This is a genomic window from Microbispora sp. NPDC049125 (assembly GCF_040802045.1).
Taxonomy (GTDB): Bacteria; Actinomycetota; Actinomycetes; order Streptosporangiales; family Streptosporangiaceae; genus Microbispora.
Map to the genome: position 1 here is coordinate 1 of NZ_JBEZDW010000012.1, position 14,122 is coordinate 14,122.

11 protein-coding genes and 2 tRNA genes are annotated in these 14,122 nt (G+C 67.6%); 4 read left to right on the plus strand and 9 right to left on the minus strand.

The genetic code is table 11. From position 1 onward, the window contains the following. Nucleotides 1-680: 680 nt before the first annotated feature. The 6 genes from AB0B72_RS15990 to AB0B72_RS16015 all read right to left on the minus strand — a co-directional run bounded on the left by AB0B72_RS15990 (nt 681) and on the right by AB0B72_RS16015 (nt 8,964). Entirely contained in the window at nt 681-3,260 is a 2,580-nt protein-coding gene (locus tag AB0B72_RS15990; protein ID WP_367739500.1) for a valine--tRNA ligase, read from the minus strand. A 110-nt stretch (nt 3,261-3,370) separates the two neighbouring features. Further along, entirely contained in the window at nt 3,371-4,654 is a 1,284-nt protein-coding gene (gene clpX / locus AB0B72_RS15995; RefSeq protein ID WP_367739501.1) for an ATP-dependent Clp protease ATP-binding subunit ClpX, read from the minus strand. A 192-nt stretch (nt 4,655-4,846) separates the two neighbouring features. Next, nucleotides 4,847-5,509, minus strand: a complete 663-nt coding sequence (locus AB0B72_RS16000) for an ATP-dependent Clp protease proteolytic subunit (RefSeq protein WP_367739502.1) — start codon at nt 5,507-5,509, stop codon at nt 4,847-4,849. Then, entirely contained in the window at nt 5,506-6,150 is a 645-nt protein-coding gene (locus AB0B72_RS16005) for a ClpP family protease (RefSeq protein ID WP_367739504.1), read from the minus strand. Before AB0B72_RS16005 ends, AB0B72_RS16000 begins: the two co-directional genes overlap by 4 nt. Before the next feature lie 367 nt (nt 6,151-6,517). Continuing rightward, nucleotides 6,518-7,897, minus strand: coding sequence for a trigger factor (gene tig, locus AB0B72_RS16010; protein ID WP_367739505.1), 1,380 nt, complete (start codon nt 7,895-7,897; stop codon nt 6,518-6,520). Nucleotides 7,898-8,097: 200 nt separating this feature from the next. Next, the gene (locus AB0B72_RS16015; RefSeq protein WP_367739506.1) at nt 8,098-8,964 is read right to left on the minus strand and encodes a helix-turn-helix domain-containing protein; all 867 of its coding nucleotides are present in this window, start codon (nt 8,962-8,964) and stop codon (nt 8,098-8,100) included. A gap of 295 nt (nt 8,965-9,259) precedes the next feature. Between AB0B72_RS16015 and AB0B72_RS16020 the strand changes: the two genes are divergently transcribed. From AB0B72_RS16020 to trpS, 3 genes are all read left to right on the plus strand, one after another. Further along, a complete protein-coding gene (locus tag AB0B72_RS16020; protein ID WP_367739507.1) occupies nt 9,260-9,733 on the plus strand; it encodes an ATP-binding protein in 474 nt (157 codons plus the stop codon). 92 nt (nt 9,734-9,825) lie between these two features. Continuing rightward, nucleotides 9,826-10,236 carry a signal peptidase I gene (locus AB0B72_RS16025; protein ID WP_367739508.1) on the plus strand — a complete coding sequence of 137 codons (411 nt, stop codon included), beginning with the start codon at nt 9,826-9,828 and terminating at the stop codon, nt 10,234-10,236. Nucleotides 10,237-10,473: 237 nt separating this feature from the next. Continuing rightward, nucleotides 10,474-11,583 (plus strand): tryptophan--tRNA ligase, encoded by a 1,110-nt coding sequence (gene trpS / locus AB0B72_RS16030; RefSeq protein ID WP_367739510.1) that lies wholly within the window; start codon nt 10,474-10,476, stop codon nt 11,581-11,583. Between the two features lie 203 nt (nt 11,584-11,786). Here the strand turns inward: trpS and AB0B72_RS16035 are convergent, their stop codons facing one another. Continuing rightward, nucleotides 11,787-12,359: a hypothetical protein gene (locus AB0B72_RS16035; protein ID WP_367739511.1), complete on the minus strand. Its 573-nt coding sequence runs from the start codon at nt 12,357-12,359 to the stop codon at nt 11,787-11,789. Between the two features lie 919 nt (nt 12,360-13,278). Continuing rightward, nucleotides 13,279-13,349 (minus strand) — tRNA-Gly (locus tag AB0B72_RS16040). Nucleotides 13,350-13,439: 90 nt separating this feature from the next. Between AB0B72_RS16040 and AB0B72_RS16045 the strand changes: the two genes are divergently transcribed. Then, a tRNA-Pro gene (locus tag AB0B72_RS16045) sits at nt 13,440-13,516 on the plus strand. Nucleotides 13,517-13,570: 54 nt separating this feature from the next. Here the strand turns inward: AB0B72_RS16045 and AB0B72_RS16050 are convergent. Next, on the minus strand, nt 13,571-14,035 hold the full coding sequence (locus AB0B72_RS16050) for a tyrosine-type recombinase/integrase (protein ID WP_367739512.1): 465 nt from the start codon (nt 14,033-14,035) through the stop codon (nt 13,571-13,573). Nucleotides 14,036-14,122: the final 87 nt, after the last annotated feature.

The window sequence follows — 14,122 nt, forward strand, 5'->3', positions numbered from 1 at the left end:
TGCACTGGCTTTTAACACACTGTTGAGTTCTCAAGAAACGGACGCGACCACCATCACCCTGAACCCGTCACCAGGTCCCGAACTCCGGGGCGTTTCACGTTCTGTCGCTATTCTTGCAAGCCCCGTGATTTCTGTCAAATCATCTCCAGCGAGTTGATTTGCAGCGAAATCCCGAATGCTTAACCGGAATCGCGACTACTTCGTTTCCGAAGCACCCCTCTAATTTACCTCAAGTCGGACATCCCGTCGAATCGCGACAGGACGCTCAGAAATAAGGCGGAAAAAGAGGGAGTAGCGGGAAGCCTAGCAGCCGATTTCCCCTGAAGGAGTCGAGGCACGCCGCGCTTTCCCGCGTGAAGGAAGACTAGCACCCGTCGGGGGGTGCCGAGGACAACTTCCGCAACTTAGCAAGCCTTCCCTCCCCGGCACCACCCCAAACCTCACGGGCTCCCCTTAATGTCCCGAGCCTGGACGGCGACGCCGGGAAGCCGGCGAAGACCTCCTTGCCCTGCGCAGGGCCGCCCGGGCAGGGAGGCCGACGGGAACCCTCCATGACCCGGGCCGGCAACGCCGGGGAGCCGGCGGAGGCCTCCAGAGCCTCCCGAGCTGGACTGTTGAGCAGGGTCCCGCCCGAGCAGGGTCCCGCCCGAGCAAGGTCCACCTGGGCAGGGGACGCCAGGTCAGGCCGGCAGGGCCGCGAGCTGGCCTTCCAGCCGGGCGATGTCCTCCGCCGCCTGCTCGGCGCGCCGCCGCACCTTGACCACGACGTCCTCCGGGGCCTTCGCCATGAACTGCTCGTTGGTGAGCTTCCCGGTGACCTGGGCCTGCTCCTTGCGGGCGGCGGCGAGGTCCTTCTCCAGCCTCTTCCGCTCCGCCGCCACGTCGATCGCCCCCGCTGTGTCGATCTCCACGGCCACCGGGCCCACGGTCAGCCGCGCCGTGGGACTGAAGGCCTCCGTGGGCGCGTCGAGACGCAGCAGGACGCGGATCGCCTCCTCGTGCGCCGCGAGAGCCGTACCGGGCAGGGAGAGCCGCGCTGCGACACGCTGACCGGGCTTGAGCCCCTGATCCGAGCGGAACCGGCGCACCTCCGTCACCAGCTCCTGCAGCGAGGCGATCTCCTGCTCCGCCGCGGGATCGGACAGCTCATCCGGGACGGCCGGCCAGGGGGCGACCACGATGGACTCGCCGCCGGTGAGGGCACGCCACAGCTCCTCGGTGACGAACGGCACCAGCGGGTGGAGCAGCCGCAGCAGCCCGTCGAAGACGTGGCCCAGGACCCGCTTGGTGTTCTCGGCGACCGGTCCGCCTCTGGCGATCTGGACCTTGGCGAGCTCCACGTACCAGTCGAAGACCTCGTCCCAGGCGAAGTGGTACAGCGCGTCGGACGCCTTGGCGAACTCGAACTCCTCGAAGGCCGCGTCGACCGACGTGGCGACCGCCTGGAGGCGCGACAGGATCCACCGGTCGGCGGCGGTGAGCTCCTGCGGCAGCCCGTCGGAGACGGCGCCGTTCATCAGGGCGAACCGCGTCGCGTTCCAGATCTTGTTGCAGAAGTTGCGGGAGCCGGCCGCCCAGTCCTCGCTGATGGCCACGTCGGAGCCCGGGTTCGCGCCGCGTAGGAGCGTGAACCTGGTGGCGTCCGCGCCGTACCGCTCGATCCAGTCGAGCGGGTCGACGACGTTGCCGAACGACTTCGACATCTTCTTGCCGAACTGGTCGCGCACCATGCCGTGCAGCGCGACGGTGCGGAACGGCGGCTCGCCGTCCATCGCGTACAGCCCGAACATCATCATCCGGGCGACCCAGAAGAACAGGATGTCGTAGCCCGTGACCAGGACGGTGGTGGGGTAGAACTTGGCGAGCTCGGGCGTCTCGTCCGGCCATCCCAGGGTGGAGAACGGCCACAGGCCCGAGGAGAACCACGTGTCGAGCACGTCCTGGTCCTGCTCGTAACCCGCGGGCGGCTGCTCGTCGGGGCCCACGCAGACCATCTCCCCGTCCGGGCCGTACCAGACGGGGATGCGGTGCCCCCACCAGAGCTGCCGCGAGATGCACCAGTCGTGCATGTCGTCGACCCAGTCGAAGTAGCGCTTGGCCAGCTCCGGCGGGTGGATGCGGGTGCGGCCGTCCCGGACGGCGTCGCCCGCCGCCTTTGCGAGCGGCGAGACGTTGACGAACCACTGCAGCGACAGCCTCGGCTCGACGACCGTCTTGCAGCGGGAGCAGTGGCCGACCGAGTGGACGTACGGGCGCTTCTCGGCGACGATGCGGCCCTGCTCGCGCAGCGCCGCCACCACGGCGGGCCGCGCCTCGAAGCGGTCGAGCCCCTGGAACGGCCCGTGCGCGGTGACGATGCCGCGCTCGTCCATGACGACCAGGGACTCCAGCGAGTGCCGGCGGCCGATCTCGAAGTCGTTGGGGTCGTGCGCCGGGGTGACCTTCACCGCACCGGTGCCGAACGACGGGTCCACGTGCTCGTCGGCCACGATCGGAATGCGCCGCCCGGTCAGCGGGAGCTCGACCTCCTTTCCGATGAGGTGGGCGTAGCGCTCGTCGCCGGGGTGCACGGCCACCGCCGTGTCGCCGAGCATGGTCTCGGCCCGGGTCGTGGCCACGACGATCTCGGCGTCGCCCGATCCGTACCGGATGGAGACGAGCTCGCCGTCGTCGTCGCTGTGCTCGACCTCGATGTCGGACAGGGCGGTCAGGCAGCGGGGGCACCAGTTGATGATCCGCTCGGCCCGGTAGATGAGCCCGTCGTCGAAGAGCTTCTTGAAGATGGTCTGGACGGCGCGGGAAAGCCCCTCGTCCATGGTGAACCGCTCGCGCGACCAGTCGACGCCGTCGCCGAGCTTCGTCATCTGGCCGAGGATCCGCCCGCCGGACTCCTCCTTCCACTGCCAGACGCGCTCGACGAACGCCTCCCGCCCGAAGTCGTGGCGGGACAGTCCGTCCTTGGCGATCTCACGCTCGACGACGTTCTGCGTCGCGATGCCGGCGTGGTCCATGCCGGGCAGCCACAGCGTCTCCATGCCGCGCATGCGGGCGCGGCGGGTCAGCGCGTCCTGGATCGAATGGTCGAGCGCGTGCCCCACATGGAGCGACCCGGTCACGTTCGGCGGGGGAAGCACGATGCTGTACGGCTCTCGCCCGCTGCCCGGGTCCGCGGTGAAGTAGCCGGCCGATACCCAGCGCTCGTAGCTCCGGGTCTCGACGTCGGCAGGGGCGTACTGGGTAGGCAGCTCAGGCGTCGTCATGATGCCCAATTCTAGGGACGTCGGCGTGCGCCCGAGCCGGTGAGCCGTCCGGCGTGGCCCCGGCGTGTACGGCCGGGGCCCTGCGAGATCCCTATGAGATCCCTGCGAGATCAGGCCGACTTCTCCCGCGGGGTGCGCTGCTGCTTGGCCTGGAGCTGGTCGCGCGGAACGAGGGTGGGATTGACGTGCTCGAGCACGGCCTCCCGGGTGATCACCACACGCGCCACGTCCTGCCGCGAAGGCACCTCGTACATCACCGAGAGGAGGACCTCCTCCAGGATGGCGCGCAGGCCGCGGGCGCCGGTGCCGCGGAGGATGGCCTGGTCGGCGATGGCCTCCAGGGCGTCGTCGCTGAACTCGAGCTCCACGTTGTCGAGCTCGAACAGCCGGCGGTACTGCTTGACGAGCGCGTTGCGCGGCTCGGTGAGGATCTGGATGAGCGCTTCCCGGTCGAGGTTGTGCACCGAGGTGACCACGGGGAGCCGGCCGACGAACTCGGGGATCATGCCGAACTTCAGCAGATCCTCCGGCATCACGTCGGAGAAGATGTCGGAGGAGTTCGACTCCTCCTTCGAGCGGATGATCGCGTTGAAGCCGATCCCCTTCTTGCCGACCCGCGACTCCACGATCTTCTCCAGGCCGGCGAAGGCGCCGCCGCAGATGAACAGCACGTTCGTGGTGTCGATCTGGATGAACTCCTGGTGCGGGTGCTTGCGGCCGCCCTGCGGGGGCACGCTCGCGGTCGTCCCCTCAAGGATCTTGAGCAGGGCCTGCTGCACGCCCTCGCCCGAGACGTCGCGGGTGATCGACGGGTTCTCGCTCTTGCGGGCTATCTTGTCGACCTCGTCGATGTAGATGATGCCGGTCTCGGCCTTCTTGACGTCGTAGTCGGCGGCCTGGATCAGCTTGAGGAGGATGTTCTCCACGTCCTCGCCGACGTACCCCGCCTCGGTCAGCGCCGTCGCGTCCGCGATGGCGAACGGGACGTTGAGCATCTTGGCGAGAGTCTGCGCGAGCAGGGTCTTGCCGGAGCCGGTGGGGCCCAGCAGCAAGATGTTCGACTTGGCGAGCTCCAGGCCGTCGTCCCGGCCGCGCTCGCCCGACTGGACGCGCTTGTAGTGGTTGTACACCGCGACCGACAGCGCCTTCTTGGCCTGGTCCTGCCCGATGACGTAGGCGTCCAGGAACTCGTAGATCTCGCGAGGCTTGGGGAGGTTGTCCCACTTGAGCTCGGAGGACTCGGAGAGCTCCTCCTCGATGATCTCGTTGCAGAGATCGATGCACTCATCGCAGATGTAGACGCCTGGTCCGGCGATGAGCTTCTTGACCTGCTTCTGGCTCTTGCCGCAGAACGAGCACTTCAGCAGGTCTCCCCCGTCGCCGATGCGTGCCACCCCAGATACTCCTTTGCGTGGGACCGCCCTGCTGCCGCGGTCGCTTCCGTCCGCAACCGGTTGTGCTCGGTGCGAAAACGTCATCCCGCTCAGGTTTCGACGTTACCGTCTCTCGGGCCCTCAGTGAGCCCCCTAGCGGTGAGTCGCACCGGAACGTGCCCAATTGGGCACCGTTCCGGTGCGGCAACTCCTTCAGGAAGCGATCGCCGCGGCGCGCTTCTTACGCGACGGGATGATGTCGTCCACCAGCCCGTACGCCTTCGCCTCGTCGGCGCTGAGAATCTTGTCGCGCTCGATGTCCCGCCGCACGTCGGCCGGGTCCTTGCCCGAGTGCTTCGCCACGATCTCCTCGAGCAGCGACCTCATGCGCAGGATCTCACGAGCCTGGATCTCGATGTCGCTGCCCTGGCCGCCACCCTCGGTGTAGGGCTGGTGGATCAGGACGCGGGCGTTGGGCAGCGCGAACCGCTTGCCCGCCGTGCCGCCCGCGAGCAGGACTGCGGCGGCGGAGGCCGCCTGGCCCAGGCAAACCGTCTGGATCTCGGGACGGACGAACTGCATCGTGTCGTAGATCGCGGTCATCGCGGTGAACGACCCACCCGGAGAGTTGATGTACATGCTGATGTCGCGGTCCGGGTCCAGCGACTCCAGCGTCAGCAGCTGTGCCATCACGTCGTTCGCCGAGGCGTCGTCGATCTGGACACCGAGGAAGATGATGCGGTCCTCGAACAGCTTGTTGTACGGGTTCATCTCCTTGACGCCGTACGACGTGCGCTCGACGAAGGAGGGCAGAACGTAGCGGCCGTTGATGTCTCCCGGCCCGATCAGCTCGCTCACTTTGGAAGCTCCGCTCATGAGACGGCGCCCTCGGAGGGCACCTGACGCGCGCTGCGCACGACGTGGTCGATGAAGCCGTAGTCCTTGGCCTCCTCGGCCGTGAACCAGCGGTCGCGGTCGGAGTCGCGCTCGATCTGGTCGAGCGGCTGCCCCGTGTGGTGGGCGATGCGCTCCGCGAGGGTCTTCTTCACGTAGAGCATCTGCTCGGCCTGGATGGCGATGTCGGCGGCGGTGCCGCCGATGCCACCGGACGGCTGGTGCATCATGATGCGCGCGTGCGGAAGCGCGTAGCGCTTACCCTGCGCCCCCGCGCAGAGCAGGAACTGCCCCATCGACGCGGCCAGGCCCATCGCGACCGTGCACACGTTGTTGGGAACGTACTCCATCATGTCGTAGATCGCCATGCCGGCCGTCACCGAGCCGCCGGGGGAGTTGATGTACATCCAGATGTCGCGGTCGGGGTTGTCCGCGGCGAGCAGGAGCAGCTCGGCGCAGAGCCGGTTGGCGACCTCGTCGTTGACCTGCGTGCCGAGGACGACGATGCGCTCGCGCAGGAGCCGCTGGTAGAGCTGGTCTTCGAGACGGCCGGGCCCCTCCTGAGGATTGCGGGCCTCGAAGCCGGAACCGGCGGGCGGGAAGAAGGTCGGCGGGCTGGTCACAGCGTCACCTTCCGATGCGTCGTAATCGAGTGTCATTGCTTGTGACCTTAACGCGCGCCGCAGACAGGTCATGCCTCCTCGCCGTACTGTTCGCTGACGGCGCATGTTCGGAGCGTGGCCGCGCGGGGCGGCGCCCGGCGCCGGATCCGCCGTCGTGGCGGGTGTCCGCGCGTGGCGAACGACCAGGTGGGCGCCGTACGGCGATCACAGCGCGATCCGCGTTGCCGAGAATTTGCACTGATATAGAGAAATGGAACGGCAAAACCCCCGGTGCGTCACAGTGCGCCGGGGGTTTTCCGTAAACGCCCGCCCGCCGGGCCGATCACCTGGCAGGCGCGACGGAATGCTTCACGCGGAACCGGGGAATCTAGCTCTTCACCGGCTCGACGCCGGCCTCCTCGGCGCCGACCTGCTCCTGCTCGGGGTTGAGCTCGGCGTAGATGGCCTGGAGGTCGACCTCGTTGCCGGCCTCGTCGCTCACCTTCGCGGCGTCGCCGATGACCGTCTTGGCCTTCTCCCGGACGATCTCCATCATCGCCAGCGTGAGCTGGTTGTTGTCGGCCAGGTGCTGGGCCAGCGTGTTCGGCGCGACGCCGAGTTGCATGGCACGGCGGACGACGAAGTCGGTGAGCTCCTGCTCGCTGACCCCGATGTCCTCCGCCTTCACGATCTTGTCGAGGACGAAGCCGGACTTGAGCGCCTTGGCGGCGGTGTCCTCGAACTCCGCGAAGCGCTCCTCCTCGCTCGTCTGGTGCAGGCGGAAGTACGCCTCGCGGCTGAGGCCGCTCTCGGAGATCTGGTGCTCGAGGTTGTGCTTGCGCGCGTCGATCTCCGCCGTCAGGGCGCTCTCGGGCAGCGGGATGTCGATCCTGTCCAGCAGCGCGTCGAGGGCCTTCTCGCGGCTCTGCATGACCTGGTCGACCAGCTTGTTGCGGCGGGCCTGCTCGCGGATGCTGCCGGAGAGCTCGTCGAGCGTGTCGAACTCGCTGGCGAGCTGGGCGAACTCGTCGTCCAGCTCGGGAAGCACCTTCTCCTTCACCGACTTGACCTTGATGATCACGTCGGCCTCCTCGCCGGCGTTCTCACCGCCGACCAGGGTGGTGCGGAAGGTCTTCTCCTCGTCGGCGGACATGCCCCGCAGCGCCTCGTCGAGGCCCTGGAGCACCGAGCCGGCGCCGACCTCGTACGACACGTCGGCGGCCTGCTGCTCGTCCAGGTTGCGGCCGTCGATCTCGGCGCGCAGGTCCATGACGACGTAGTCACCGTCCTGTGCGGCGCGCTCGACGCCGGTCAGCGTGGCGAAGCGCTGGCGCAGGGCCTGGAGCTGGCCGTCGATGTCCTCGTCGCTCACCTCGGCGGCGTCCACGACGATCTCGGCGCCCTCGTAGTCGGGGATGTCGAAGGCGGGACGGACGTCCACCTCGGCGGTGAACTCGACCTGCTCACCATCCTCGATCTTGGTGACCTCGATCTCCGGCTGGCTCACCGGGAACAGTTCGGTCTCGTCCACGGCCTGGCCGTAGAGCTTGGGCAGCGCGTCGTTCAAGGTCTCCTCGAGAACCACCGCGCGGCCGAAGCGCTGCTCGATGATGCGGGCCGGCACCTTGCCGGGACGGAAGCCGGGAACCCGGACCTGCTGCGCGACCTTCTTGTACGCGGCCTGCAGACTGGGCTCGAGCTCCTTGAACGGCACCTCGACGGTGAGCTTGACCCGAGTAGGGCTGAGCTCCTCGACAGCGGTCTTCACGGGGTGGTCTCCTTGATCCAGCAGCTGGTGATCGCGGGCGCGTCGTGCACGGCAACCGCGGCATAACGCGCGCCGCGCCCACGTGAAAGGCACACGGATCGCCACTCGTCTGGCACGCGACCTGTCAGGGCATGCTCAACTGCGGCGGGTGTCCAGCGCCAAGGGCAGTCTAGAGCAGAGCGGCGGCTGGGAGCGACGGATCACAGGTCGTTCATGATCTCGCGCAGGAGGTCGACGGTCTCGGCGGGCGTGGTGCTGACCGCGCAGAGCCGCTCCATGACCTCGCTGTAGCGGTCCACTTCCTCGCGTTTGTCGAGGTAGAGGGCGCTGGCGAGCTGCTCGACGTAGACGATGTCGGGGAGCTCGCGGTCGGCGAAACGCAGGATGCTGAACGCGCCGCCTTCGGCGGCGTGTCCCCCGAAACTGAATGGAATCACCTGAATGGTGACGTTGGACTGGTTCATCAGGTCGATGAGGTGCTGGATCTGGCCGCGCATGACCTCCACGCCGCCGATCGGGCGGCGCAGCGCCGCCTCGTCGATGACCGCCCAGAAGGTCGGGCTGCCCTCCCCGTCCAGGATGCGCTGGCGCGCCAGCCGCAGGTCGACCCGGCGGGCGATCTCCTCCGGCGCCGCGCCGACCGCGCCCGCCGTGATGACCGCCCTCGCGTACTCCTTCGTCTGCAGCAGGCCGGGGACGAACTGCACCTCATAGGTGCGGATGCGCTCGGCGGCCTCCTCCAGCCCGACGTACGCCTGGAACCACGAGGGAAGCAGGTCGTTGAACCGCTGCCACCAACCAGGCTCGTTCGCCCGGTCGACGAGGCTCATCACGACCGTGCGCGCCTCCTCGTCCTCCACGCCGTACAGGCTCAGGAGATCGGCGACGTCACGCTCCTTGAACCCGACCCGGCCGAGCTCCATCCGGCTGATCTTGGACTCGGAGCCGCGGATGTGGTGACCGGCCTCGTCACGGCTGATCCCCTTGTTCTCGCGGAGCTTGCGCAGCTGGGAGCCGAGGAGGATCCGGAGGGCCGTGGGACCTGATCCGATTTGGATCTGCATCACGACGCCTCCCTCTCGACTCGGCCCTGTCCGCCGCCGGAGACGACCGCGCGGCGACCGCACGGCGACCGCACGGCATCCCCCAGCCCACACAGTGTCACCACTTCCGGCTCCGATGACAAGGTCTGTTCGAGCTGTCCATGGCACTCCAGGGCACGGACAGGACTTTCTGCACACACCGACTGCACGTGCATCCGGGTCTTGCAGCGGAGCAACGGAGTGTTCCATCATGGCTTGGTGCATATTGGGCCAAATGTGCACCAGCCATCATGTCGGGCCAACGGGAGGTACGGGCGGAATGTCGGAGAAGCCCGAGCCGACCGGCCAGCTGACCCGCGAGGTGGGATTCAGCTGGTTCCGCAGGCAGGCAGGTGTAACCGGCACGACCACATGCGCCCTCCGTCCCCAGCCGGACTCGGTGAAGACCGCGCGGGACGTGACCCGGTCGACCCTGCGTCAGTGGGGCCTCCCCGAACTGGCCGACGACGCCACGCTGGTCGTCTCGGAACTCGTGACCAACGCGGTCCGTTACTCTCTGTATCCGGCGGTCCGGGACCTGCCGATAACGCTGATGCTGCTCCGAGTGGCACCGCACGTGGTCCTGGCGGTCTCCGATCCCAGTGACCGCGTCCCCGTCCCCGTACAGCCGGACTTCGTCTCCGAGCACGGGCGCGGGCTCTACATCGTGGAGACCTACAGTCAGGCCTGGGGCTGGGACCCTCTGGACGAGGGCGGCAAAGCCGTCTGGGCCCTCTTCCGCACCGGCGCCTGAAGCCTGACCGGCCCGCCGGGCACGGCGTCTCGCCGGCCGGCGGCTCAGGGGTTCGGCGGGTGCGCCGGAGTGCGGTGGTAGCGTCGCGGCTCGTGGCGGAGGACGTGTACGTCGGGAACGCGGGCGTGGACGCGGCCGGTGATCGGGGCTGGCTGCTCGGGCACTTCAAGCCGGTCGGCGACGTCCGGCACAGCGAGGACGTCGAGATCAAGTGGGGCGTGCATCCGCGCGGCGACGAGCGCGCGCGATGGGTCACCGGCGAGAGCCGCACGGCACTTCTGCTGCTGATCAGTGGCCGATTCCGGGTCGAGCTCCCCGGACGCAGCGTGCTGCTCGCCGAGCGAGGCGACTACGTCGTCTGGGGCCGTGGCGTCGACCACTCCTGGTACGCCGAGGAGGAGTCGGTGGTCCTCACCGTCCGCTGGCCGTCAGTGCCCGGGTACGCGGTGCCCGGATATGCGGTGCCCGGACATGCGGTGCCCGGGCGCGACGCCGACGGCTGACCGCTTGGAACGACCTTGGGACAAAGCCGCCCGGCAGGGCCCTCCTCCCCGTTCCGGGATGGGGCTACGCTGATGGTCATGCATCGTCTGTCGTGTCTCAGCTGGTGGCGCTCCCCATAGGAGCGGCCACTTCCTGCGCACGACCGGGCCGTTCGGATGGACGGCCCTTTTGAGTTCTCCCTGGACAAGGGGTCGCCATCAGAACCGGCGGACCACTTGCCGAAAAGGAGAACCCACATGACCACGAGCCTCGCCACCACCCCGCCGGCCGGACCTTCCGCCGTTTCCGACGAGCTCGGCGTACCCGCCGCTCAGCGTCGCAGCGCCGCGCTGGAGAAACTGATCCGCGAGCATCCCGAGCGGTTCCGCGTGCTGACCGGGGACCGCCCGACAGGCAGACTGCACCTCGGCCACTACTTCGGCACCCTCCACAACCGCGTCCGCCTGCAGGACCTGGGAGTGGAGATGATGGTGCTCATAGCGGACTACCAGGTCCTGACCGACCGCGACGTCGCCGACCGGCTCACCGGCCACGTGGAGGACCTGGTGCTCGACTACCTGGCCGTCGGCGTCGATCCCGAGCGGAGCACCGTCTTCGCCCACAGTGCGATCCCGGCGCTCAACCAGTTGCTGCTGCCGTTCCTCAGCTTGATCTCGGTGGCGGAGCTCGGCCGTAACCCCACCGTCAAGGACGAGATCGCCCACTCCCGGCAGTCGGCCGTGAGCGGGCTGATGTTCACCTACCCGGCTCACCAGGCCGCGGACATCCTGTTCTGCAAGGCCAACCTCGTTCCGGTCGGGCAGGACCAGTTGCCCCACCTGGAACTGACTCGTACCATCGCGCGACGCTTCAACAACCGATACGGCGATGTCGGGAATCCGGTGTTCCCCGAGCCCGAAGCCCTGTTGTCGGCGGCCCCCCTGCTGCTCGGCACCGACGGCACCAAGATGAGCAAAAGCCGGGGCAACGCCATCGCCCTGGCCGCGACCGCCGACGAGACCGCCAGGCTGATCCGCGGCGCCAAGACCGACCCCGACCCCCACATCACCTACGACCCCGCCACTCGCCCCGAGGTCTCCAGCCTGGTGCTGCTAGCCGCGCTGTGCCTCGATCGCGACCCTCACCAGGTGGCCGGCGACATCGGCGGCCGGGGAGCCGGCGCGCTGAAGGCCACCGTCACCGAGGCGGTCAACGGCTACCTGGCCCCCATCCGCGCGCGACGCTCCCAGCTCGCCCAAGACCGCGGCTACATCCGCCGGGTGCTGCATGACGGCAATGAACGGGCCACCGCCATCGCCGAGACCACCCTCATGGAGGTGCGGGCCGCGATGAAGGCCCTCTACTGAGCCGGGCGGCGCGGACAGGCGATCGCCGAGACCGACGGGCGTGAAAGCCGTCGGGCACAGAAGATCATGAAGTTTCTGGGACAGCCATAAGGCCAGGTCTCCGGGCATCCGGTGACCTGGCCTTATGGAGATCAGCCGCCATCAGGCGATCGTGAGAGTGGTATGAGTGCGGCAGACGTTTGGTTCCATCCGACCATCTGAGATCAGTCGCACATGGCCATGAGGCGACGGATGCTCTGTCCGGGTTCTTCTCCCTCAGTGTGGAGGACTGTCGTCGCGAGAGCGTGATTCCCCGTGTTGTGCACCCACTGACGGAGGAAGTCGTACCCGTCCCTGCTGATCCAGTCGGTTCCCTTCGTGGCGAGGCTGCGCTGCCGCAGTACCTGGACGGATCGTTCGAGGTCAGGGGAGGGCAGCACAAGCACCACATGGTTGACAGAGCGAAGCGCGGTTTGAACACGCTGGAACAGTTCGGATCGCGTGTAGTAGCTGTGGCCGGCCCCCAGGGAGATGATCGCGTCCGGGTGGTCAGCGACAATGCGTTCCACGGCATGAGCGCGCGCGGGTTCCCACTCCTGCTCGGCTGCGACTCGGCCCACGGCCTGGATGCGGTCACGCAGCCTGTCCATGCTCCATCCCACCTCGGCGTAATAGGTCTCGCCGAGTGCGTCAACGTCGACGAAGCCTTTTCCTGCCGCTGAGGCCAGTCCGTCACCGAGTGTGCTCTTTCCTGCTGCGGCCGGACCGATGAGGACCATCCACGGGGCTGTCTGCATTCATGCATTCTCGTCTTGCCCGGCCGTTCACCAGCTGCGGTTTCCGTCTCTCAGCCGTTTGGGTGCTGTTCAGCGAGTAGGCACGGCCCCGCGCGCTTCTCCCCTGCCTGATCTTCCCGTCTGCCGTCGTCCCCCGAAGGGGCAACGGGCCTGGGCCAGGTCGATGGCGGACGAGAAGATCAGGCTTCCACCTCAACCAGCCACGAACCCACGGGTCACGCGGCGATCATCCCGGAGCTGGCGGCCCTCCGCCGGAGACGTCTGTTTCACGAGCCTGTGATGCACGGGCAGGTGCCATCGCGATGCTTGTAGTCCCAGAACCTCGGATGCCCGCAATAGCAGACGCTGGTCCACATGCGGTCTGGGTCGGTGGACTGCTCCGGTCCGGCTCCGCATGCAGGGCAGTCGGAAGGCTCTTCGTCTGTGACATGAGGTGACCCGTCCATGACGGCACCGTACGGTCCGGCGGCGCGGCGCGCCGCTCCCCCAGCTTCGTGAGCATGTCGAGCGCTACCCAGACAAGGCGGCGGACGGATGGGGCTTCCTCGGGCCGATGGGGGCTCGCCTGCGGCGTTCCAGCTTCCCCCGGACCTGGAACAAGACCCGTACGGCGGTCGGGCTGCCCCGCCTCCACTTCCATGACCTACGCCACGTCGGGAACACCCTTGCGGCTGCCAACGGGGCGAGCCTCAAGGAGCCGATGACACGCATGGGCCACTGGTGCAGCGTTGATCTACCCGCATGCCATCCAAGACCGGGATCAGGTGATCGCGAAGCACTCGGCCAGGCTTTCCGGACAGCACCCGATCCAAGATCGAACACAGCCGACGGCGCATGTACGGCACGGATGATCGCAAAAGAATTGAAAGATCACTAAGGCCAGGCAACCCGTACGGGCTGACCTGGCCTTCAGCATGAGAGCGGACGACGGGAATCGAACCCGCGTAGCCAGTTTGGAAGACTGGGGCTCTACCATTGAGCTACGTCCGCGCGCGACCGGTGTCCATCTGGTCTAGACTTCATCCGGTCGTCAGGGCGTAAGCGTACCGGAGTCTCGGAGCGTGCGCGCAACCGGCGAGACGGGGCGTGGCGCAGCTTGGTAGCGCGCTTGCTTTGGGAGCAAGAAGTCGCAGGTTCAAATCCTGTCGCCCCGACCAGCTCAAAGGCCCCATCCGAACCGGATGGGGCCTTCTGCTTGTATATCTGCTTGACTATGACTCCTTGGGAGCCCCGAAGATGCGGTCCATGGCCACGGCCCCGGACTGGACCACGGGACGGATCTGCTTCCGGTAAACCGCTTCGGTCGTCGCCATGCTGCTGTGCCCGACCAGGCGGGCGATCTCTTCGAGCGGTAGGCCGTTGTCGGAGAGCAGAGACACGAAGCTGTGCCGCAGCTCTCGGGGGGTCCAGTCCTCCGGGTCCACCCCGGCCGCGTTCTTGATGACGCTGCGGAACGCGCGGCGGACGTTGGCAGCGTCCAGCTCGGTCCCGGCGGCAGACGCGAATACCAGGCCGTTCGCCTTCCACGAGTCTCCTTGAGCGTTTCTCTGAGCGGTTTGGAGTGCTTCCAGTACCTCCACGCACAGCTTGGGCAGTGCGAGCGTTCGCCGGGACTTGCGCGTCTTGGTGTCCCCGCCGGCACGTACGGAGCGCCACACGGCTTCGTGGGGCGGCACAGGAGGGTTCGCGTCCGGAGTGCCACCAGGTCCACGTGATCCCACGTGAGCGCCCTCAGCTCCTCTGTCTGCGCGCCGGTGAGGAGC